At 36.8% G+C, this 18624-nt stretch carries 19 protein-coding genes and 1 pseudogene; 4 read left to right on the forward strand and 16 right to left on the reverse strand.

The window, feature by feature from the left end:
• The first annotated feature begins 72 nt into the window (after positions 1-72).
• Positions 73-735, forward strand: a pseudogene (locus tag FD46_RS06750) (AzlC family ABC transporter permease).
• 229 nt (positions 736-964) lie between these two features.
• Here FD46_RS06750 and FD46_RS06755 read toward each other — a convergent pair.
• Complete coding sequence (locus FD46_RS06755) at positions 965-1609, reverse strand: winged helix-turn-helix domain-containing protein (RefSeq protein ID WP_057896395.1); 645 nt, start codon at positions 1607-1609, stop codon at positions 965-967.
• A 104-nt stretch (positions 1610-1713) separates the two neighbouring features.
• Between FD46_RS06755 and FD46_RS06760 the strand changes: the two genes are divergently transcribed.
• Entirely contained in the window at positions 1714-2958 is a 1245-nt protein-coding gene (locus tag FD46_RS06760; RefSeq protein WP_057896396.1) for an MFS transporter, read from the forward strand.
• 326 nt (positions 2959-3284) lie between these two features.
• Here FD46_RS06760 and FD46_RS06765 read toward each other — a convergent pair whose 3' ends face one another.
• Together FD46_RS06765 and FD46_RS06770 are read right to left on the reverse strand one after the other, a co-directional pair.
• Positions 3285-3824 carry a phosphoribosyltransferase family protein gene (locus FD46_RS06765; RefSeq protein WP_057896397.1) on the reverse strand — a complete coding sequence of 180 codons (540 nt, stop codon included), beginning with the start codon at positions 3822-3824 and terminating at the stop codon, positions 3285-3287.
• A 3-nt stretch (positions 3825-3827) separates the two neighbouring features.
• Positions 3828-4904, reverse strand: a complete 1077-nt coding sequence (locus FD46_RS06770) for a hypothetical protein (protein ID WP_057896398.1) — start codon at positions 4902-4904, stop codon at positions 3828-3830.
• Positions 4905-5294: 390 nt separating this feature from the next.
• On the opposite strand from FD46_RS06770, the gene FD46_RS06775 reads away from it, so the two are divergent.
• Positions 5295-6479 carry an MFS transporter gene (locus FD46_RS06775; protein WP_057896399.1) on the forward strand — a complete coding sequence of 395 codons (1185 nt, stop codon included), beginning with the start codon at positions 5295-5297 and terminating at the stop codon, positions 6477-6479.
• Positions 6480-6578: 99 nt separating this feature from the next.
• On the opposite strand, the gene FD46_RS06780 is transcribed toward FD46_RS06775, so the two are convergent.
• The 8 genes from FD46_RS06780 to FD46_RS06815 all read right to left on the reverse strand — a co-directional run bounded on the left by FD46_RS06780 (position 6579) and on the right by FD46_RS06815 (position 12253).
• Positions 6579-6827: a hypothetical protein gene (locus FD46_RS06780; RefSeq protein WP_057896400.1), complete on the reverse strand. Its 249-nt coding sequence runs from the start codon at positions 6825-6827 to the stop codon at positions 6579-6581.
• A 329-nt stretch (positions 6828-7156) separates the two neighbouring features.
• Complete coding sequence (gene crcB, locus FD46_RS06785) at positions 7157-7510, reverse strand: fluoride efflux transporter CrcB (RefSeq protein ID WP_057896401.1); 354 nt, start codon at positions 7508-7510, stop codon at positions 7157-7159.
• The gene (locus FD46_RS06790) at positions 7507-7905 is read right to left on the reverse strand and encodes a fluoride efflux transporter FluC (RefSeq protein WP_057896402.1); all 399 of its coding nucleotides are present in this window, start codon (positions 7903-7905) and stop codon (positions 7507-7509) included. Before FD46_RS06790 ends, crcB begins: the two co-directional genes overlap by 4 nt.
• Before the next feature lie 241 nt (positions 7906-8146).
• Positions 8147-9019, reverse strand: a complete 873-nt coding sequence (locus tag FD46_RS06795) for a DNA/RNA non-specific endonuclease (RefSeq protein WP_057896403.1) — start codon at positions 9017-9019, stop codon at positions 8147-8149.
• A gap of 239 nt (positions 9020-9258) precedes the next feature.
• Complete coding sequence (locus tag FD46_RS06800; RefSeq protein ID WP_057896404.1) at positions 9259-10098, reverse strand: Cof-type HAD-IIB family hydrolase; 840 nt, start codon at positions 10096-10098, stop codon at positions 9259-9261.
• 152 nt (positions 10099-10250) lie between these two features.
• Complete coding sequence (msrA, locus tag FD46_RS06805) at positions 10251-11078, reverse strand: peptide-methionine (S)-S-oxide reductase MsrA (RefSeq protein ID WP_057896405.1); 828 nt, start codon at positions 11076-11078, stop codon at positions 10251-10253.
• 175 nt (positions 11079-11253) lie between these two features.
• Entirely contained in the window at positions 11254-11709 is a 456-nt protein-coding gene (locus FD46_RS06810; RefSeq protein WP_235805592.1) for a P-loop NTPase family protein, read from the reverse strand.
• 85 nt (positions 11710-11794) lie between these two features.
• A complete protein-coding gene (locus FD46_RS06815) occupies positions 11795-12253 on the reverse strand; it encodes an HIT family protein (RefSeq protein WP_057896406.1) in 459 nt (152 codons plus the stop codon).
• Between the two features lie 263 nt (positions 12254-12516).
• Between FD46_RS06815 and efp the strand changes: the two genes are divergently transcribed.
• On the forward strand, positions 12517-13074 hold the full coding sequence (gene efp / locus FD46_RS06820; protein ID WP_057896407.1) for an elongation factor P: 558 nt from the start codon (positions 12517-12519) through the stop codon (positions 13072-13074).
• 89 nt (positions 13075-13163) lie between these two features.
• Here the strand turns inward: efp and FD46_RS06825 are convergent, their stop codons facing one another.
• The 5 genes from FD46_RS06825 to FD46_RS06845 form a co-directional block, all read right to left on the reverse strand.
• On the reverse strand, positions 13164-14516 hold the full coding sequence (locus FD46_RS06825; RefSeq protein ID WP_057896408.1) for an aspartate aminotransferase family protein: 1353 nt from the start codon (positions 14514-14516) through the stop codon (positions 13164-13166).
• 383 nt (positions 14517-14899) lie between these two features.
• Positions 14900-16630 carry a methyl-accepting chemotaxis protein gene (locus tag FD46_RS06830; protein ID WP_057896409.1) on the reverse strand — a complete coding sequence of 577 codons (1731 nt, stop codon included), beginning with the start codon at positions 16628-16630 and terminating at the stop codon, positions 14900-14902.
• Between the two features lie 201 nt (positions 16631-16831).
• Positions 16832-17629 (reverse strand): type I methionyl aminopeptidase, encoded by a 798-nt coding sequence (map, locus tag FD46_RS06835; protein ID WP_057896410.1) that lies wholly within the window; start codon positions 17627-17629, stop codon positions 16832-16834.
• A gap of 215 nt (positions 17630-17844) precedes the next feature.
• Positions 17845-18129, reverse strand: a complete 285-nt coding sequence (locus tag FD46_RS10380) for a hypothetical protein (protein ID WP_157047101.1) — start codon at positions 18127-18129, stop codon at positions 17845-17847.
• A gap of 16 nt (positions 18130-18145) precedes the next feature.
• On the reverse strand, positions 18146-18427 hold the full coding sequence (locus FD46_RS06845; RefSeq protein ID WP_235805593.1) for a hypothetical protein: 282 nt from the start codon (positions 18425-18427) through the stop codon (positions 18146-18148).
• Positions 18428-18624: the final 197 nt, after the last annotated feature.

The raw sequence follows: 18624 nt of genomic DNA on the forward strand, positions 1-18624 counted from the left end.
AAATCCATGAGTAAACGTTAAATTTTGGAATATAATTTACATGTTAGTTTTAAACATAAAGGAGTTTTTTTAGTGAACGACAAGTTGACTATAAAAACTGCCGTAAAAGAAACTCTTCTAACCATATTTGGTTACATAAGCATTGGAATCGCTTTTGGTATTGTTGGAAGAGCTTCCGGACTTACATCAGTTGAGATATTTTTAATGTTTCTCATCACATATGCTGGATCAACACAGTTTATTATTATCAGTTTACTGTTAAGTCATAGTACCTTTTTATTAATCATTTTCTCAACATTTCTGGTAAATTCAAGGATAATTTTAATTAGTATGACAGTTGTACCTTTCTTTAGAAACAAATCACTTGCAAAAAATATTTTGCTGGGTTCTTTCTTAACAGATGAAAGTTTTGCTCTTAGTATGAATAAAATTAATTATATTGATCATGGATGGGGCTTTGCTTCTCTTGCCAGTGCTTTAGCAGGAGCTTTTGACAAATCCACGCAAGTACGGTTTGAAGTTTACACTGGTAGCAATGTTCGAAGGCTTGCTTTACCTTCAAATAATCGCTGACAGGTCTATCCAAATCAAGCTTCAATTAATTGTTGTCTTTTTCGTACTTGCACTTATTTACTTAGGCTTGGTTCTTTCCTTATACCGGCTAATATACTGATTCTTTTAGTGACACCGTTAGGTTTCGGATTTGGAGTAGTGATTAAACCTACCTTCTTTTAACTATGTTTTATTGATTATTTTGAACTGTGCATTAGTAACATAGCTTTCCAGAGTACTTCCATTCATTATTTTAAAAAAATTTAGGCTGCCCGCCTTATTAACAGATTTTTTAAACTTTGACCCAATTATTATGTCGGTTTTTTGGTTGAAGATTTGATTAATAGTAAAAAAGTATTTAAACTGCTAGTTAAAAGTCTGAAAGCACAGTTTAAGTACTTTTTATATTATATTAATTCCCATTATTCTCTTCAACCCAGCGCGTCATCATCAGATTAACCTCATGCTTATTTTTCCCCTGATCTTCTTTTTCAGCTTTAGTAGCCAATACTAAAAAGTCGCGCCAAAGCCGCATATCAGCTTCTGGAGATAATCTTAAACGATTATCCATAAATGAGCTTTTTGTAAATTCAAGCGGCTTGTTATCTTTTTTTTCATCATATTTCTTTATATTTTTCTGTAGGGCGGCCAGAAATTGGTTATTGCGGTATAAAACTAACTGGGTAATTTCATTTAAATGACCAGCCGTCCATTCAGGCGAGATATTTAGCTCTTCTCCCCTTTCCAGCTCTTCTGTGAGTTCATCATCAGGGAAACCGAATTCTCTTAGTCTACGTACAGAAGCTTTTCCTACCAGTTTTTCACTAGAATAGTAGTATTCATCCAAATTCTTAACTTTCTCTTGTCTGACAATTTCTAGCAAACCTGCATCTGTCATCTTATTAATCGTGTAGTACAATTGGCTGACCGGCAGTTTAACTGCTTTGGCAATTTCTTTTGTTGTCATTCCCCGGTTATTGCTTGCAGCTGTTAGAATCCGATTTACTTTTTCATCAGCCATTAATTTAGCTAAGTTTGCAATTTTTTTATTCTGCATGCATGTCCACCTCATAAAATCATCTTAAAAGATTGACAAGATTAAATCAATTGATTATATTTTTATTAACGTTAAAATATTTTTTATCGATAAAGGTGATTAAAATGAAAGCATTAAAGAATCCAGTGCCCCGCCAAATTATTAAAGTTATGGGGATCAATTTTTTTGGTAATTTCGGCAGCAATATTTTCAGCTTCGGCAGTGGGCTGTACATTCTGCATAAAACAGGTTCCGCCCTTAGTTTTAGTGGATCGCAAATTATCGGTCCCATAGTGAGCCTCTTCTTAATGCCGATTTTTGGTTATCTTGTCGATCGTTATGACCACCGTAAGATTCTCTGGTGGTCACAACTGTTGGCAATTGGAGCATTACTCTTGTTTGGGAGTTTATTCACAATTTGGCCCAAATTGTATTACACGGAATTACTAGCCTTACTGGTGATTTTACGCATCGCTGATATGATATTAAGTACTACTTTATCTGCCAGTATTATTCAAATTGTTCCTGCCAGCCATTTGCAAAAACTAAACTCACTGAACCAATCTGCAACCTCTTTAGCAATAATTATCAGCCCTCTGCTTGGAGCCGTGCTTTATACGCTGCTGCCCTTTGCATGGTTTGGAATGGTGGAAGTCTTCGCAGAAATTTGTGCAATTATTCTCGTTGGACTCACTGATTTTAACTTTAATCCCCATGGAACAGCTTCTCAAAGCGAAAACCTGCTTGAAAACCTAGTAAGCGGGCTAAAATATGTGCACAGTCAGCCTTTGCTTCTTTCACTGCTTGGTATGGCAGCCTTCATCAACTTTTTTTTTGCAGCTTTAAATGTTGGACTGCCCTTTTTAATGATTAATATTTTGAAATTTTCCAATGCACAATATAGCTGGACTGAAACTGCCTTTGCTGTTGGAATGCTTTTGTTTTCAGTCTTTCTTAGCAAAACAGCTTTAAAAATAAACCCAGTATATCTCTCGATAAATGGGGTACTGCTCTTTAGTATCATATTCATCAGTTTTTTGCTTCCAGGTTTATTAAACTGGTCTCAGACTGCCAGTCTGTTTTTCTTTATTATCGCTAATCTGCTCTCTGGAAGTTTAGTGGTACTGATTAACACTCCAATGCTGACTTTTATGCAAGAAACAATTCCTCAGCATCTGCAAGGCAGAGTTTTTGCTTTGCAAAATACTCTCAGCCAGCTTTTAATGCCAGTTGGTACATTAGTGTATGGCTTCTTATTCAGTATCCAAACTCCAGGAATTGTTTTTGCTGTTTCCGGTATCTGTTTAGCCGGGCTGATGTTATTTGATCTTGTGCTCACCCACCATTTATTGAAAGAGCCAACAACTTAACAAAATCAGGGCTGAAGTACATTACTATAGAAATTATAATGCAATCCTTAAAGAGGAGGTGTGCCAATAGTCATTAGACTTTGAGCATTAACTGCTAATTACGAACATAGTCTGAATTTGACTATGAGTAATTTGTAGTTAAACGGAAAAGACTGACTATTGAAACACGTTAATATTAAATTACGCATTAACGTATTTTAATAGTCAGTCTTTGTATTCTTCTAACCATCCTAACCAAAACTTTTTCATAATCAAACCGATACTATGGTCATCATCCATTCTTAAAACTCAAAATTTACCATTCTGGATTATAACAAATATTACAGTTAAAAAAGCGGTAATTCTTCTAAAAACTTAATATCAGTCCGTTTAGCTGCCTGTCCTTCGGCTAAAATTGCAACTCGCGCTACAACATTGGCTTCGGCCTTATGTAAAAGCTTTTCAGCCGCTGCAACAGATCCTCCGCTGCTTATGACATCGTCAATAATAACAACCTTTTTGCCTTTTAACAGTTGCGCATCGCTTCCATCAAGTACCAATTCCTGTGGTGTACTGGTAGTAATCGCACTAACAGAAATGCTTATAGGTTCTTTCATATAGTCCTTTATACTTTTACGCAGGACCACATAGCGCGGCTTCTGCAAAAAATGGCACAATTCTTGAGCCAATGGAATACCCTTGCTCTCCATCGTTACCAAGTAGTCGAAGTCAAAATCGATTTTTTTTGCCAACTGCTCAGCTGCACAATGTGTCAGCTCAGCATCTCCTAATAATACAAAAGAAGCAATTGTAAGATCATCGTTGAGTTTAATCAAAGGAAGTTTTCGAGTCAATCCTGCTACTTTTAATTCATAAAAATTTTTCATCAACTATACCCCCAGACCTAATAGCGGCAAAATGAATTTTAAAACTGCTCCTGTTACTAATCCAGCAAATGGATCAAAAATTGCTGTAATAACCAGCGTAATTGCTGCAATTGCTATTCCGGAACCGCTCATTGCTGCCGCAGCGTTTTCCGGGAAAATAACAACCGCACCCAAAATAAACAAAAATCCAGCAATTGAGGTACTTGGCACATAACGTCCAATTTTTGGAAGCCAGCCGGCAAACAGAATAACTGCCATGATCAGCATCATCATGATCCCTGCAAGGACAGGTTCCGGCGCGCTTGCAGTCGCAGAAATGATAGTTTCAACTGGAGCTCCACCTAATAAACTTGTTCCCATGTCTGCAAGCGCCTGTGTTGTGGTCAGTAAGTTTAAATTAACTGGATTAGGTTTAATTCCGGTCATCTGCCCAGTTATCAATCCATAGGAAATATTTGCACCGATATTCAAACAAGCTAATCCAAGAGCGCCGCGTAATACCCGCAGGTTGAATTGCGGACGCATAAAATTAAACTTGCGTGCTGTCACATATGAAGGAAGTTCAGCTCGGTAATGTTCGATTTTCACTGCATACAGGCTGGAAAAAATAACAGAGATTGTAATCGTCCAAACAAGGTCCTTTGTAAAAAGATATGTCACGGCAGCCAATGCTATTGAAATCCAACCTATTTTTTGCTGCTTCTTAGTCATTTCGACTGCTATCTTAGCAAGCATCAAACCTACCCCGGCCATCATTCCAGCCATAATGTTATTTCCTAAATAAGAAACAATTTTAGTTAATGTTCCCGTTAATCCAATAAAAACCATGATTAAAGAACCGCCGAAAATAATTGAAGTCCGTTCTCGAATGGTCTTCCCAAGGTTACCGGTTAACGCTAAGGATTCAGCCTGAAAAGAAAGAGGTGCAACAGAACCGTAAAAACCATTGATTGCTGAAGCAAAAACAAATGAAAAGGTAGTGGGAAAAACAGCAAATCCAAGACCCATCGCCATGATTCCTTGAGGTATCCCGTTCAAAACAACACCGAGTGCCGCCATGAGGTCAGCTATAAAGTGCATAATACTTTCTCCTTATAATAAACATTTCACGTATACAGTGTGATATAGTTCGTATTTAAGAATAATTCTATTATATATTACCTTTTATAGCAATACTTATTTAAAATATTAAGAACAATAAAAAATACCAGCACCATTAGTTTATTAAAAACTGCAAATACTTTTTGCTGTCTTTTAAATATCAGTAAAAAGCTCAGTGCTGCAACAACATCACTGATTGACTTTTTGTAAGTCTAGATGGTAGACTTTCTTAGTAATAATTCTGATAGCGAATAATTAATTCGTCATGATACTAGAAGATAACCATCTAGGCAAGAATGCTTGTTTAGGTGGTTTTTTGGATACGACCTATGGGCTTACATATTAAAAATAAGGAGAAAATACAAAAATATGGGTAGAAAGAGCTTTAACCTCAGTTGGGAAGTTTTTTTGATTGCAGGGAATTTAAGACTGGCAATCATTGTAATTCCGCCTTTAAGTATGTACATTATTCCAGCTTTTCATCTCACTGCTGCACAAATGGGGATTTTAACAACGATTCCGTTAATTTGTTTTGGAATGCTTTCTATCGCAGCTCCGCTTATAATACATAAATTTGGTGTACATAAAGTCTTAATGGCGGCATTAGTTTTACTTCTAAGTGCAAATTTTTTACGCATTTATTCTTTGTCATTGCTTTTTTTAGGGACAATACTTTGTGGAATAGCAATTACCCTGCTGAATGTTTTGGTTCCTGCTATTATCATGGAATATGCTCCTAAACGAGCTGGTACATTAAATGGCCTTTACACTGCTTCATTAGGGTTATGGGCAGCATTAGTCGGCTATTTTGCAGCTTTTCTAGCAGAACATATTGGTTGGCAGCTGGTTATTCAGCTTATTTCACTTCCAGCACTTATCGCCATTTGCGGCTGGTACTTTCTCCCTAAAAAGAAGCCACATGCACAGCAGATTCCTTCGCCCGTTAAAGTTTCTTTTTCGCAAATAACAAGCAGGCGTTCTCAAATACTTACCTTAGCCTTTTATATGGGCCTGCAATCGTTTATCTTTTACGGATTAGTTGCTTGGCTTCCTAGTATTTTAGCGGATCTAAAGCTTTCAGTTTTAACAATCGGGGCCTTACTGGCACTGTTTCAATTTATCGGTATCCCAATTTCATACCTTGTCCCTCGAATAAGCTCCTCTTTACGCGCACTTAAAGCAGTGCTTTTTATCTCATTTTGCGGATATTTATGTGGTTTGGGCTTATTGAATACCGGGATTTCCTCTATTGTACTTTTGGTAATTGCCATAACTTGTCTTGGACTTACATGTTCTGCTACCTTCTCACTTTCCTTAAGCCTGATTACGACCTTGGCTCATAATGCAAAAGAAGCAAGCAGCATCGGAGGAGTAGTTCAATCTATCGGCTACCTGCTGGCTTGTTTTAGTCCCACATTGTTAGGATTGATAAAAACGAATGTCGGTACTTGGCACGCATCGCTTTACTTAATGCTGGCACTCTCTATTTTGTCATTTTTGGTGGGCTGTTTGTTTGTTAAGACAGGAAGTACCTCTCATAAAAGACAACTTTGATCATAAAATTAGAAAAACAAAAAAGATAGTGCACTGATCTGTTTTTGCAGACATACTCACTACCCTTTCTATTATCTGGCAAAGCTGCTAGTCTATGTTTTAAAATGCAAATTGCTTAACTGAAATGTCAAGCCAGTCATACTTAATAAATCTTCTTAGTTTGCGGTTAACTGGAATCCATAATTCATTTTGTAATATATCAAACATAATTTGCGTAAATATTTTATCGCTTTTTAATTTCAATGGCCGTTTAATCACCAAAATTTCCTTGGACTCTGTTTCACAAATGAACTTTTGCTTCTTAATACCGATGACTTTTGCTGAAACAATGTCTGAACCCTTTTCCATAATCATTATCTCCTTTAGTGAACCTTTCTTAGCTCGTTTCACTGTAACTAATATAGGCGATAAATGTGAATATCTGATGAACACAACTTTATTTCTTTGATAAGGATTTAATAAAAATTTTTAAGATATCAGTTTTTTACTCTCTTGCTGTTCCCATATTAACGTGTTTCAATAGTCAGTTTTTTCCGCTTAACACGGATTACTCATAGTCAAATTTTGACTATGTTCGCAATTCGCAGTTAATGCTCAAAGCCTAACGACTATCGGCACACTCTCTTATTTTTAGATTGGCTTGACATACTTGCGTTCAACTCGTCATATTTAAAAAGTTAAAAGTCTTTTACCAAGAAATAGCCGAGAAATAGCAGTACTGCACCGCAAAAATAGCTTAGAACCAAATAACTCATACCAATATGCAGATGTTTATTATTAAAAAGCCCGAGTATTTCCGTGTTCAACGTTGAAAAGGTTGTAAAACCACCAAGTATTCCCGTTCCTAAAAACAAGAACGTCTTTGTCCGCAGTTGAAAGCCAAATAATATTCCTAGTAATAATGCGCCGCTTAAATTGATTAAAAAAGTTGCTAATGGCCAGTTCTGCTGATAACGTTTCTTTACATCTTTGGTCACTTCAAAACGCAGAAGCGAGCCGATTGCTGATCCTAGACCCACTAAAAAGATCATGAATGCTTCGCTCCTTTCATTAACTTTTTGCCAATAAATGTGCCGGTATAAGCACCAGTATAGGCAAAAAAAACGCCCCCTAGAATACTGACCAGCAGGTAAAAAATCAAGGTGCCTGTTGCATGCAGTAATATAAACTTTAAAAGGTCAAGGTTATAGCTCGAAAATGTTGTGAAAGACCCGATTAAACCAGTTCCTAATCCGATAGACAGCCAGTCTGAAAAGTTTTTGAATGTTAAAAAGAAATATGTTAAAAATGCCAATAAAAAACAACCGCTTAAATTAACTAGAATAGTTCCATCAGGGCCCAACCATGACGTAAAAAAATAGCGCAGACAACCGCCGAGGAAACCAAAAAAGAGAACACTTGCATCATTTTTCAAATTTTCTTGCATTTTTCTTTAACCTTTCTGAATAATATATTTCAAATAATACAAAAAGAATAGCCTAACTTTCAGCTCTAAATTATAAGAATAATTATCCTTATATACGATAACTGCTCATTTAAGTTACTTGCACAAAACAGCAGGTTTTTTACCTCTCAATTACGTATATCCTATCTGGTATATTATGTTTATTAAAGGCAAGAATTGTCAACTTGCTGTATGCTGCTATAATCACTGCAATGTTCAAAGGCTAGGCCTTTAAGTTTAAATTTGTTAGTTTTAAACTAAAATAGTTATTTGGAACCGGTACTTGCATGTTTTTGTCAATTACAGAACGCCCAGTTGCATAATCAAACTTAATATTTGGCTGAACATTGTAAATAAAGACGTTAAAGTTAAGGCTGCCATCATCAGAAAGTGCTTGCAGGTGTATCCCTCGTGCCATTAATTCGTCACTGCGAAAAATAGCATGTGCATAGTAAATTACCTTATGTCCTTCCTTAAGCGCCGTTCGAACCTTGCTTTCGTAAACCGTCTGAATTCTTTGATTTGCAAATGCTGTTTGGGTAAACAAGTTTTTAGGGTTGTTTTGGTCACCGCTTTGAAGGTCAGGTCTGTACTGACCATCCTCAGCAATTCCTTTTGACAATGAATAAGCAATCAAATGTCCGCGATTAATAATCGAATTTTTATTCACAAGCTTTTGGTGCCAGCCAGTAGGCTGTATGTACTGACGTTCGCGTAAACTATCGTCTGCAATATTGCGCGGCTCGAGATAGGCAGTATTTGCTGTTGCAGTTCTATTAAGAGCATCTAAATTACTGTAAATTACTTGGTTCTTTTTCCAGCTGGCAAAATTTAAAGTGCTTTTACCGTTGTTTATATTTAAGACTGCACCTTCCCCTGAGATGTAGTTTAATTCTGCCAGCTGTGTTTCAGTTGTCTTATCGCCGGCTGACTTTTTATCGTCTTTATCACTTTCAAAGGTACTTGTCACTGTATTCAACGTTTCGTTCAGATTAGCCTCTATGGTACGCCAATTGCCCTTTAGCGCAAAAAAAACAAGTAAAAATAATACAGTAATCAGATTAATTCTCTTTTTTCTTTTGCTTCTTGCAGTCATGCTATAAAACTCTCTTTCTTTTAACTTTTCTAAATAATATTGCGAACTTTAAAAAATTTTTAAAGCGGAGCGATTATAAAATCATTTAAAAATAGCGGATGTAAACTCTATATCCGCTACCTAACTAATATACCATATTCACTTTTTATTAGGAAAACCAATTATTAGTATTTTTAGTTGGCAAGTAAGTTTTTTAGGATAAACTGCTTGTTTATAATCTGAATTACTTGTAAAAAGGTTTAGCCTTGTAATCCGCTATGAAAAGACAGTTCTTCGGACATCAGTATCTTTTTTATTCCATAGCCAACTCCGTCTTCATCATTAGAGAGCGTCACAAAATCAGCATAATTTTTAACCATTTCAGCAGCATTTTTCATCGCTACAGCAGTCCCTACAACCTTAAACATTTCAATGTCATTTTCCCCATCTCCAAAAGCTGCAAGCTCACTTTTAGCTAATCGGTTGTTTTTTTGAATATGCGCAATTCCATTTCTTTTAGAAATGCAATCGTTTGTCAGCTCCAAGTAATTACTATTTGAACGGGTGATTGACACTCCTTGTATGTGAAGACCAGAAAGGTAGTTTAAGATGACATCCGTTTCAGTATTTGTAGGACTGATCAGCATTATCTTATAAAGCATATCTTCTTTCAGCTGCTCTAGCTGCTCTAGCGGCATTAACCGCGGATTTAAGTGTGTAATTGCTGCTTCTCTTTCGATTTCACTGCTTCTTCTTCCTATATACCAATCCTTTATAGTAAACCAGTTAGCTGAAGTTTTAGGAAATTTTTTTTGAACAGTTTTTAAAATGTAAGCAGCCTTTTCAAAGGCAATCCCTTTACTGAAAATTTTTTGGTAACGAGCTCCTCTTGCCTTAAAGATTAATCCCCCATTAAAAGCAACTTGTTCGTCAGTTAGTTCCAATTGTTCAATAACAGTCCGCATAGCCATTGGCGGACGAGCAGTTACCAGTGTGACTGGAACACCGCAATTTCGGATTGTGCTTATATTACCTGTTGAAAGATTTCCGGCAGAGTTTAAGAGTGTATTATCCATATCTAAAAAAATGTGCTTGATCATTTTCGTCCTCCTTGGTAATTATATGTCTCGTTTTTTGCTGCAGGTCAATCTTGTTTCGGCACAGTAATTGCATAATTTCCGGTACATCTTAGAATTTGCACTTTAAAATTATTAAAGCGCATACAATAAAGTGCAACAGTCAACTTCATTATTTATGAACTGCTGAACATCCTGCGAAAGCTGCCGCGTAAATGTTGAAACGCCAAATACTGCTGTCGAGTCCGCTTTATCCGTTTATATCTGGCAGGATTTTTGCGATAAAATTGCTGATGAAAATTTTCTGCAGGCCAAAAAATGCTTGCAGGTTCGATCGCAGTCACAATCGGCTTCTTATAACGTTTTGACTCCGCTAATCTTTTTTTAGAAGCTTGCGCAATTTTTCTTTGCGTTTCATCTTTAACAAAGATAACAGGACGGTAATTACTGCCACGATCATCAAACTGGCCAAGTTCATCGGTAGGATCTGTCAGTTGCCAGTAAAGTTCAACTAATTCCTCATATTTAACCACTCGGGTATCAAAAATCACCTCAACTGCCTCAACATGTCCGGTAGCTTTACTTATTACTTGCTCATACGTCGGGCGCGGTTGTTTTCCTCCTGTATAGCCGGATAGAACCGAAACAATCCCCGGTTTTTCTTCAAAGGGTTCAACTAAACACCAGAAACATCCTCCTGCAAAAATGGCACGCTCTTGATAAGGTAAATTCTGGCCTGTATGTTTTGCTATGTCAAAATGCTGAGTTCCTGTTGCCTCTCCAGTAATCTTCAGGTAAAAGTCTGTTACATCAGGAGTTAAATTATTCCTAATTGCAAGAGGCCTCAGTTCAAATTCTAGCTTAGCAATTTGCGACGTAAAATCCTTTCCGTCAGTAAGTGCATTCTTTGTTCTTATCAGTAATGAGCGTTCCCAGTCACGAGTGGCCGGATTCAAAATCAAGTTATAGAGATCTTCAAGAAGTGTTTCATTTTTGTTGTCCATTTCCAGAAGCCCCCTTAGATTTGATCTGCTTATACCAGATATTTTCCTGTAATTAAAGCCCTTTCTTTTATTCAGTATAACCTAAGCTAAGAGTTCAATCTAGCACTCCTGCTCAAAAAATTAAACAACTGCACTAGTGTCAGAATGTCCAAACAAAAAAATACAGTATATTATCCTAACTGGTAACATCTTTAATAATCAGTTTAACAATCTCATCTTGACTAAGCTCTGCACCTAGGTTCTTTTCATTGGGTAATTTTAAAAAATCTTTTTTCAGCCACCATTTCTTCATTTCTGCGGCTCCAAATCCTTGTGCCTTTTTTCGGCTGCTATGCCGCCTCAAAGTTTCAGCGAAAGGTATATCAAAGTAGTAGATAAAAGCTTCATTATTAAAAAATCGAAGCAATTCTAAAATCATCTGTTTATATTTTTGAGCACCTAAAATTCCTTCCAAGATAACATAATCGACTTTGTCCCTGCCAAATTCACAAATCAGTTTTATCAATTCTACAGCCGAATTATTTGGATGATCTTTGACGTTTAAAATTCCTAACCGAATAACGTCTTGAGATACAAGCATTGCTTGTCCTAAAAAAAAACTGTAATTTTTTTGCAGTTGTTGTTTTTCCACTGCCGGAATTACCACGAATAATAATTAATTTAGTCAACTTGTTTGACCCCTTTGTGTAAAATAAAATACTCTGTTTAAAAAGTTCTCAAATCAATTTATTTAACTCTGACAAAAGCTTGCTTTTCATCTCTTTTAGTTCCTGTTCTTTCACCAAACTATCTTCAGCAAACATTTTTTCTTTCGGGTACCACCACACAGGACCTTTACCATTTATTCCGTAATTTTCAAGGTCCCTATCTTGCCTTGGAAAAAGATGCCAGTGAAGATGGGAATTGCCATTGCCTAATAGTTCAATATTCATTTTCTTTGCTTTAAATGCATGGCTGACTGCTTCAGAAACAAGTGCCATTTCAACTAAAAAGTTTTGCTTAAAGTCCGGTTCAAGGCAGTACAGTTCAGTTACATGTTTTTTGCAAAGGAATAGTGTATATCCTTTAAAATGCTGATTATCTCCAATTACCACATATCCTGTAGCAAGTTCTTTTACAAAAAATCTATTATCACCCTTTTTAATCTGTTGTATTCTTTCACATATTAAGCACATTTTTAAACTTCCCCGTAACTAAAAATTGTCACCAGATATAATAACTATTATATGACGTTTTTTTGAATTTTAACGTGTCTATCTGCTTTAAAAACGTAATTTCGCATTCACAGTTAACTATGGTACACTTAAAAAAGATGAAATACATAAATGATTGGTGGCAGGAAGATGGCACATCGCGGTTTTGCTTTATCACTAGCACCTCCCTCAACCCTTTGAAATTAGCAACTTTGATACTTAACCAAGAAAAGGGAGATTAAAACATGGTAGAAGCAATAAACTTAAAAGCAGGAATGATTTTTGAAAAAGACGGGAAACTTATTAAAGTGCTGAAAACCAACCATCATAAGCCTGGCAAGGGCAATACAGTTATGCAGATGAAGTTGAGAGATGTGCGTTCAAGTGCAATTGTACAGACAACAATGCGGCCAACAGAAAAAGTTGACCTGGCAGTTGTTGATAAGAAGCAAGCACAGTTTCTTTATAGACAAGACCAGAGTCTTGTTTTCATGGACCTCGACACGTATGAACAATATGAACTTCCGCTGGAACAGGTTACAGAAGAAATCAAGTATCTGATTCCTAACATGGAGCTTCAACTAAGCTTTTGCGGCGAAGAATTAATTGGTGTGGACCTGCCTGCGACTATTAACTTGAAAGTTGCAGAAACAGAGCCGAATATTAAGGGAGCTACAGCTGCAAATGGCGGCAAACCGGCTACGATGGAAACAGGTCTGGTTGTTACAGTACCTAACTTCATTCAAGTTGGTGATATATTGACAATCAACACTACAGATGGTACTTATAAACAACGAATTTAAAATATCTCTTGTAAAATAATAAAAAGCTGGAACCTTGAAGATAATTCTCAAGATTCTAGCTTTTTGTTATTTTCTTACAGACTAAAATATTACCATCCAATTTTTCCATTATCAGCTGGCAACGCGACTGTCCCCTGTTCAACTGCAGTAAATGCATCATCTAGTACAGAAAGTGCTTTGTCAAGCTGCTCGCGTGGAATAACCAGTGGCGGCTGAAACCTCAAAATATTACCGGAAAGGGTAATAAGAACTACACCATGCGCAAATGCATAATAAATAACTTTGGTGGCAGCCTCATTATCCGGTTCCTTAGTTTTTTGATCTTTAACTAATTCTATACCGCCATTTAATCCCCATATCCTGACGTCGCCAATGACCGGATGACTTTTTTGCATATCAAGAAATCGTTGTTTAACATATTCGCCCATAGAAGCCGATCTTTCAACGAGCTGATCATCTTCAATAATCTTCAAAGTTGCCAGTGCAGCAGCACAGCATACTGGATTCCCTGCTGTAGTAAAACAATGTGCTGGAGCGTCAAGAGATTCCATGACTGCCTTTTTCCCGACAACAGCGCTTAATGGCAATCCTGAAGCTAGCGATTTGCCCACTGACATCAAGTCTGGTTCGATTCCCTTAAAGTGTTGGATACTCCACCATTTCCCTGATCTGCCAAGTCCTTGATTAACTTCATCAACTGCAAACAAGATTCCGTGTTCATGACAAAATTCATAAACCAGCTGCAGATATTCCTCCGGTGCTTTAACAATTCCACCGTCACCTTGAATTGCTTCCAACAAAACACAAGCTGTTTCATCTGCCGGCAAAAAAGATGAAAATGGGCGTTTAAAGTCTTCAAAGTAGCGTACTGCAACTTCATGCTCACTTTCACCGGGGTATTTGCGGTAAAGGTCAGGATACGGGACATGAACAACTCCCGGCAGCAAGGGGCCAATTTTTCTAACCATATTCAAACTGACACCGGAAAGTGTTTCTGACCCATAGGTAGATCCATGATAAGAACCCATGTAAGAAACAATATTCTGCCGACCTGTGTAAGCACGTGCAAACTTGATGATTGCATCATTAGCATCAGAACCGGAGTTGCCAAAAGTAACCATTTTAGTGGATGGACCTGGAGCAAGTTTTGCAAGCTTGCGTGCTAGCTCAATACCTGGTGTATGGTGAAAATATGCCGGTGTATAATGAATTAGCTTTTGTGCTTGCTGTGTAATTGCTTTGACAACTCTTTCATCACTATGACCGACATTAGTTGCAGAAGCACTCGCCAATAGGTCAATATAACGATTGCCATCTACATCTACCAGTGTCGCTGCTTGAGCGTGATCAACAACTAAATCAAAATACTTGATACGGGCAGAACGAGCGTAGTACTGATCTTCTTGCGCGATTAGTCCTGTTGCTTTTTCTAAATTACGCAATTGCGTCACCTCGTTTATATTTTAAAGCACACAACTTCTCCTAAGTTGATAAAGACATCAGCTTAAAGAGCACAACTCAATGGATTAACTATTTTAACCTAGATATTACGTGTAGGTTAACGCTTATAACACCGGTTTGTCAATAATCAAATGACATACAAAATCTGTTGACGCTGTCTGGTAAATTTCCAAGTGTTTCTTGTAATCATTAATCTACTGATCCGCAAGAGATATTAATTAAGATAAGTTTTTACTTTGGTATTTTTTCATAAAAAATAAAAAGTTTCCGTTTCTACACGTAATTATTAAGCGCAGAAATGGAAATTTTTTATTGACAATTTTCTCAAAAAATTAGTTTTGACGTATACCAATGAAACTTATTTTTATTTTTCATATTTAAATTTATTAACTAATCCGGTTAATTCGCTTGCGATTTTTGACAGACTCTCTGCTACCGAAACGAATTCCTGCATCATTATATTTTGTTGCTTGCCGGATCGGCTTATCTTATCTGTATTAGCAGCGATATTTTCAGCAAAGTCTGTGATATGAGCAACTTCTTCTACCATACTTGTCATTTTATTTTGAATCTGCAAAATTTCTTGCAGTAATTCCCCAAGATCTTGCGAGGTCTCACTGGATTTAGTTGAAATCATTGTAAAGGAATCACTCGTTTTTTCAATTAGTAAGAGACCATCTTTGACAATTTTCTCACCTTGAATAATTTTTTTGACCGATTGATTAGATTCTTTTTGAATTTCAACGATGACATCCGCAACTTCACGTGTAGCTACATCAGTCTGATCAGCGAGTTGTCGGATTTCTTCAGAAACAACAGCAAAGCCGCGCCCGTGTCCTTGCGCTCGTGCTGCCTCAATTGAAGCATTTAAAGCCAAAAGATTAGTCTGCTTTGATATTCCATTAATGAGAGTCATGACTTTATCAATTTCTTGGGACTTCCCATTAAGACTCACAGCAATCTGTTTTATTTCGATACTGTTCTGCCTAATTCTATTCATTTGCTCGATTGTACTTTTAACAACTGCATTTCCATTTTGGGAAAGAGAATTTGTTTTATCAGCTTTAAGTGCTGCGGCATTAATATGACTACTGATTTCTTCAACCTGACCTGACATCGTTCCAAGCTCATTGTTAGCTTGTTTAGTCAAAAAAGACTGTTGTTCGACACTCTTATTTGCTTCATCAATCTGAGCAGCAACTTGTTCAGTTGATAATTTTGCTTTTTTTGACCCGGTTAACAAGCCTTGAGAATTTGATGTAATTTGTTTACTGGTTTGCGCAACATTACGAATTAACACTTGCAGTTGAGAAACCATTTTATTGAAATCATGTGCCAGTTGGCCTAGCTCATCTTTTGACTTTACTTTTAATGATTTCAGTGAAAGGTCTCCTTTTGAAACCTTTTCAACATGATCACCGATTTTCTTAATAGGACGTGTTAGCCACTGCACAAAAACAATAGTAATAATAGCAGCAATAATCGGTAGTAAAATACTTAACAGAATGATAAATTTATTCATTTCCCAAGTTCTGGAACTGACGATTCCGCCATCAAAATCAATTGCATTAGTTGCAATTACTTTTCCCTTTCCAGACATACCGTGCATGCCAGACATTAAAGAACCCTGCTGTTTTTCATAAACGGGCGCGTATCCTGTAATTACTTTTCTACCTCTAAGGCTATAAATTTTCGTATAATATGTCTTACCGCTTTTTATCTGTTTAAGTGCAGCTGTGGAAAGGTTAAAATTATCACCTCTTTTAAAACCCAGCTGACGAGCATGCTTATCAGCCACTAAAAGCTTCCCCTGCGGATCCAAAACATACGCTTCAGAAAAAATTTTTTTGTGCTGTACAATCCAGTCTACTTGATTTTCAAGTTTTTTTAAGTTGTTCAGATTGCCCTGCTCAACTTGCAGCAAGTAAGAAGGTGTTTCAATCCCAGTCGTAATACTAGCACATCCGGTTAGCTCGATCCCCGCAGATTTTAACGTTTCTTTATAGCTGAAAAAATAATTTGTGATTCCAAGAACAGCTGCACTGAAGAAAACTATGGCCGTTACTACCAAAGTAATCTTTTTTGTAATGCTCATATTTTTTTCCTCCATCTAAAACTAAAATGCTATTTATATAATTAATCGGCTTAAAGACTAATTATTTAAGAATTGAATCACTATTTGTTTCAAGGTGGAGGATCTTTAACCTTCATAAGGCAAACTGATTACTAAATAACGCGAAAAAAACCGCTAACTGCAGTTTTGAGAATCAAATAAACTTAAGGTTAGCGGAAATATTTAAATTAAAAAATTTTTATCGAATATTTTATCTTGTGAAGTAAGTATCTTCGGTCCTTCTTTTGTTATCGCTAAAGTATGCTCAAACTGAGCCGACAAGCTGCGGTCTTCTGAAACATAGTATTCCCAGTCAATATCAGGCATGAATTCAGTGTCAATATGGCTTGAGCCGCCAGCATTTACCATTGGCTCAATTGTAATTACCATTCCTTCTTTTAAACGCAAACCGTGATGAGGTCTGCCGTAATGGAAAATGTCCGGTTCTTCATGCACTGACGGCCCGATTCCATGTCCAATTAGTTCACGGACATCACCCATATGCTCTTCGTTTTCAACATAGTTTTGGATGGCATAACCAATATCACCGACTCGATTGCCGACTTTTGCCTGTTCAATTCCAAGATAAAGTGCCTTATGAGTAACAGCAAGCAAGTGTTCTATTTCAGGAGTGGTTTCGCCTATAACATAGGTCCAAGCAGAATCACTTTGATATCCCTGCCAATTTACACAAAAGTCAACAGTAACGACATCATGGTTTTTAAGTTTCAGTCCTTTACGGGGAATTGCATGTGCAACTTCTTCATTAATACTGATACAAGTGGCATACTTGTATCCGTCTACACCCTTTTCCGAAGCAGTTGCTCCATGTTCTTGAATAAAATTATCTACCATTTTTTCGATCTCCCATGTATCCATCCCTACATAGAGTCTATCTCTTAACATTAAATGAGCCGCTGCAAGAATTGCGCCCGACTTATTCATTCCTTCAATCTCTCGTTTTGATTTTAAGGTTATCACGTCGATACCAAACCCTTCTATATTTTTTAATAAACAATCAGTTTCTATCTTATCACTTTTACAAAATTAATCAGCCTAGCTTTCTTGTTTACGTAGCGTAGTGAGGGATTCTTTTGACCAGATGCATCTTGCAACACTATTTTAAACTTTCGATAAAAGCCAGCGCTTCAGCGCAGTAGCCCATTTCATGATTGCTTTTTGCTAATAATTTTTGGTTATGTGTTTCCACTGCACCTGTCAAAACTGTTTTTTTTGTACAAATTTAAATATGGAAAATTTTGCGCGGCCGCCTTTTTTATTTCACGTTCACCATCATAGGCCACACGCCGAAAGCCAATTTCAGTAATACCCCTTTCAGAAACCGACAATAATAAATAACTTGCACTGCGATTTTTCATTAAACGTTTTCTAGGGAAGAACCTCTCTCCGATCGAACTGGGGTTCAAGATTAGCTGTTCTTTCTTTAGTATACCGCCATAAGGGAGTATGAGTGTACCCATAAAGCGCCACGTCAATTTATGGATCAAGTACTAATTGTTCAAAATTATCTTGCGGTTGAGCTGGCAGTAAATCTGGTCCATAGTTTTTTTCAGGAAGATTGTGTGATAAAGAAAAGAGTCTATCGCAAACCCACTTTTTTGAATTTAGAGGTAAATCAGCAATTATTTTATTCCAAGCTTGATTTAAATGCTCATATTCATATTTAACAAGCATTACAAAATAGACATCACTGGGGTCGTCTGGGTTAAAGCTTTTTTCAGCAAGTACTTCATTATAACTTGTTTCCCAGTTTCCCAACAAATATTGTGTTGTGTTCTGCTCTGCAAGCAGCTCGAAGCATTCTCTGGAATTTGCTCCACTAAAACCGATATCCCTAATGACCAGAATTCACTTGCACCTTTTTTTAAAGCATCTTGAAGTACAGCCTTTAATGCAGTTACATTTCCATGACTATCTGCAACTACTGCAATTTTATTTTCTACTACTTTAACCTC

The organism is Liquorilactobacillus oeni DSM 19972, from assembly GCF_001436275.1.
Classification (GTDB): domain Bacteria; phylum Bacillota; class Bacilli; order Lactobacillales; family Lactobacillaceae; genus Liquorilactobacillus; species Liquorilactobacillus oeni.

What these genes read in the sequence shown, in the direction of transcription:
- FD46_RS06755 (WP_057896395.1), bottom strand. Translation starts at nt 1,609, where the DNA reads ATGCAGAATAAAAAAATTGCAAACTTAGCTAAATTAATGGCTGATGAA.
- FD46_RS06760 (WP_057896396.1), top strand. Translation starts at nt 1,714, where the DNA reads ATGAAAGCATTAAAGAATCCAGTGCCCCGCCAAATTATTAAAGTTATG.
- FD46_RS06765 (WP_057896397.1), bottom strand. Translation starts at nt 3,824, where the DNA reads ATGAAAAATTTTTATGAATTAAAAGTAGCAGGATTGACTCGAAAACTT.
- FD46_RS06770 (WP_057896398.1), bottom strand. Translation starts at nt 4,904, where the DNA reads ATGCACTTTATAGCTGACCTCATGGCGGCACTCGGTGTTGTTTTGAAC.
- FD46_RS06775 (WP_057896399.1), top strand. Translation starts at nt 5,295, where the DNA reads ATGGGTAGAAAGAGCTTTAACCTCAGTTGGGAAGTTTTTTTGATTGCA.
- FD46_RS06780 (WP_057896400.1), bottom strand. Translation starts at nt 6,827, where the DNA reads ATGGAAAAGGGTTCAGACATTGTTTCAGCAAAAGTCATCGGTATTAAG.
- crcB (WP_057896401.1), bottom strand. Translation starts at nt 7,510, where the DNA reads ATGATCTTTTTAGTGGGTCTAGGATCAGCAATCGGCTCGCTTCTGCGT.
- FD46_RS06790 (WP_057896402.1), bottom strand. Translation starts at nt 7,905, where the DNA reads ATGCAAGAAAATTTGAAAAATGATGCAAGTGTTCTCTTTTTTGGTTTC.
- FD46_RS06795 (WP_057896403.1), bottom strand. Translation starts at nt 9,019, where the DNA reads ATGACTGCAAGAAGCAAAAGAAAAAAGAGAATTAATCTGATTACTGTA.
- FD46_RS06800 (WP_057896404.1), bottom strand. Translation starts at nt 10,098, where the DNA reads ATGATCAAGCACATTTTTTTAGATATGGATAATACACTCTTAAACTCT.
- msrA (WP_057896405.1), bottom strand. Translation starts at nt 11,078, where the DNA reads ATGGACAACAAAAATGAAACACTTCTTGAAGATCTCTATAACTTGATT.
- FD46_RS06815 (WP_057896406.1), bottom strand. Translation starts at nt 12,253, where the DNA reads ATGTGCTTAATATGTGAAAGAATACAACAGATTAAAAAGGGTGATAAT.
- efp (WP_057896407.1), top strand. Translation starts at nt 12,517, where the DNA reads ATGGTAGAAGCAATAAACTTAAAAGCAGGAATGATTTTTGAAAAAGAC.
- FD46_RS06830 (WP_057896409.1), bottom strand. Translation starts at nt 16,630, where the DNA reads ATGAGCATTACAAAAAAGATTACTTTGGTAGTAACGGCCATAGTTTTC.
- FD46_RS10380 (WP_157047101.1), bottom strand. Translation starts at nt 18,129, where the DNA reads ATGGGTACACTCATACTCCCTTATGGCGGTATACTAAAGAAAGAACAG.